This window comes from Streptomyces longispororuber, assembly GCF_024448165.1.
Taxonomy (GTDB): Bacteria; Actinomycetota; Actinomycetes; order Streptomycetales; family Streptomycetaceae; genus Streptomyces; species Streptomyces longispororuber_A.
In genome coordinates this window covers 1-3,186 of sequence record NZ_JAMOLN010000398.1, presented here as the reverse complement: position 1 = coordinate 3,186, position 3,186 = coordinate 1, and the positions used below count along the sequence as shown (strand labels likewise).

Genomic DNA, 3,186 nt, shown 5'->3' with positions numbered 1-3,186 from the left:
ATCCCCCCGCTCCGCCGGAGGCAACGGCGCACCGACCAACCGCCGAGCCGCATCGGCCGCCCCGAGCAGCAACGCCGCCGCAGCAGCCTCCCCGGCCAACGACTCCGCGCCCGCCAACCCCTCCAGGGTCAGGGCGAAGGCGCGCGGCTCGGCCAGCGTGCGGGCGGCGTCGAGGCCGTGCAGATGGTGCGCGCGGGCCGCCTCCGCATCGCCCCGCAACTCGGCGAGGAACCCGAACTCGGCGCTGCGCAGATGGTCGCCCGCCGGTGAGAAGAGTTCACCGTGGGCGTCACGGAGCCGGACCAGGTGGCGCTCGGCGGCGTCGAGGTCGCCGGAGCGGCGGGCGCCGAGCGCGAGCCCCATCTCGGCGTGGATCTCGCCGTACTTGTAGCCGTGCTCGACCGCCCGCCGCCGCCCCCGTTCGTGCAGGTCACGGGCGCGGTCCCAGTCGTGGCGGAGCAGCGCGACCCGGCCGAGCCCGGAGAGCCGGGCGGACACCTCGGAGGCGAGTCCGAGCTCCTCGGCGATCCGCAGCCCCGCCTCGCCGAGCCGCTCGGCCTCCTCGTACCGGCCCTTGATCTCGGCGAGTGCGGCGAGCGGCTGGACGGTCTGCAACTCGCCCCACGCGTCGCCGAGTTCACGGAAGAGCGCGGCGGAGCGCAGCCCGTCCCGCTCCAGGGCGGCCAGGTCGCCGCGGATCAGCGCGTGCAGGGCGCGCAGGGCGAGCGTGGCGGCGGTGGCCCAGCGGTCGTCGGGGTGCGGCGGATGCGCGTCGAGGTGGCGGCCGCAGGCGTCGGGGTCGCCCCCGTTGAACACGCCGTACGCGTAGAGCCAGTGGGCCGGGGCGGAGGCACCTGAGGCACCTGAGGCACTGGAGGCACTGGAGACACCTGAGGCGTCCACCGCAGGTCCGACGGCCCCGGTCAGCATCCCGAACGCGGCCCGCAACACCAGAAGTTCACCGTCAGCGGCCCCCGCCGGCACCGCGGACAGCGCCCGGTACGCCTCCGTGAGCCGCCCCCGCAGCAGCCACCACCAGGCGAGGGCGGTGCCGAGCCGCACCGCGGCGGCCGGGGCGCGCCGCACCGCCTCGTCGAGCGCGGCCCGCAGGTTCGCGGACTCGGCGTCGAGCCGCGCGAGCAGGTCCCGCTGCCCGCCGCCGCGCAGCAGGGGCGCGGTTCGTTCGGCGAGACCGAGGTAGTGCCGCAGGTGCCGGTCGCGGACGGCGTCGACGTCCGCCATCTCCGCGAGCCGCTCCAGGGCGTACGCCGACACGGACTCCAGGAGCCGGTAGCGCGGCCCGCCACCGGGCCCCGGCACCACGACGACCAGCGAACGGTCCACGAGCCGCGTCACCAGGTCGAGCACCTCGTCGCCGGCCACCCCGTCCCCCGCGCAGACGGCCTCCGCGGCCTCCAGGGTGCAGCCGTCGCGGTGCACGGCGAGGCGGCGCAGCACGATCCGCTCGGGCGCGCCGAGCAGCTCCCAGCTCCAGTCGATCATCGCGCGCAATGTCTGCTGCCGCGCCGGCAGCCCCCGCTGCCCGGCCCCGAGCACCCGGAACCGGTCGTCGATGCGGGCCGCCAACTCCCGTACGCCCAGCGCTCGTACGCGGGTCGCGGCCAGTTCGAGGGCGAGCGGGATGCCGTCGAGGCGGCGGCAGATCTCGGCGACGGCGGCGGTGTCGTCGGCGTCGTCGGGCGCGATCGTGGCCCCGCCCGCCGTGGCCCGCGCGGTGAACAGGCCCACGGCGTCCGCCTGCCGCAGCGGTCCGACCGGGAACACGGTCTCCCCGGCGGCGGCCAGGCCGAGCGGCTCCTGGCTGGTGGCCAGTACGCGCAGCAGGGGCGCGGCCCGCAGCAGGGTGTGCGTCAGGCCGGCGGCGGCCTCGACGACGTGCTCGCAGTTGTCGAGGACCAGCAGGGCGCGGCGCTCGCGCAGCACGCGGGCCAGCCGGTCGGCCGTACCGCCGCCGAGCGGGGTGCCCGCGTCCTCGCGCAGCCCGAGCGCGGCGGCGACGGCCTGCGCGAGATCGTCGGCGTCGCCGCGCACCCCGGCGAGTTCGACCAGCCACACCCCGTCGGGGGCGGTTCCGGAGGTGCGCCGCGCGGCCTCCACGGCGAGCCGCGTCTTCCCCACTCCGCCGGGCCCGGTGAGGGTCAACAGCCGCCCGGAGCCCAGAAGCCGGGCGAGTGCGTCGAGGGTGTCGTCGCGTCCGACGAGCGGGGTGGCCGGCGCCGGGAGACGGTCGCCGCCGGGCGTGGGCGCGGGGGAGGGCGGCGCCGGAGCGGGCGCTCCGGTGGGGGCCAGGCTGTCGTCCTGCCGGAGGATCGCCGCGTGCAGGGCCGTGAGCTCGGGCGACGGATCCACGCCCAGCTCGTCCGCGACGACCTTGCGCAGCTCCTCGTACGAGGCGAGCGCCTCGCTCTGCCGGCCCGCCCGGTACAGGGCGCGCAGCTGGAGGGCGCGCAGGTGTTCGCGCAGCGGGTGCAGCCGCACCAGCGCGCTCAGCTCGCCCGCCACCACGTCGTGCTGCCCCAACCGGAGCCGGGCGTCGGCCCGTTCCTCCACCGCGACGAGGCGCAACTCGTCGAGCTGCCGCACCGGCGCGCGGACGAACTCGGCGTCGGCGAAGTCCGCGAACGCGTCTCCGCGCCACAACTCCAGTGCCCGGTCGAGCAGTTCCACCCGCTCCGCCGGGTCCGGCACGGCCCGGGCCCGTTCCACGGCCTCCCGGAACGCGACGGCGTCGACCCCGGCGCCGTCGAGCACGAGCCGGTACCCCGCGGCCTCCCGCACCACGCGCTCACGGCCGACGGCGCGGCGCAGCTGGGAGACCTTGGCCTGCAGCGAGTTGGCCGGGTTCCCGGGCGGCCGGTCGCCCCACAGGTCCTCGACCAGCCGGTCCACGGACACGACCCGCCCCTCGTGCGCGAGCAGCACGGCGAGCAGCCCCCGGACCTTCACCTCCGGCACCCCGACCAAGCCACCGTCCCGGTCCCGTACGACCAGTCCCCCCAGAACCCCGAACCACATCCCCAAAAGGTACCCGCCACCCCCGACAAGCCGACGAACTGACAAGCCGACGGAGTCGGCGCATCAGGGGCGCGGGGCCGTGTCATCAGCGGCTCCGCCGCGGGGCGCGACCAGCCACGACGCACCCGCACCCGTACCCGCCAACGAACC

The 3,186-nt window shown here is 77.0% G+C and carries 1 protein-coding gene; it reads right to left on the bottom strand.

Going from position 1 to position 3,186, the window contains the following annotated elements; genetic code table 11:
- Window positions 1-3,036, bottom strand: a 3,036-nt coding sequence (locus M4J07_RS47270; protein ID WP_255983507.1) for a BTAD domain-containing putative transcriptional regulator, incomplete at its 3' end; no start/stop codon positions are given.
- Window positions 3,037-3,186 lie beyond the last annotated feature (150 nt).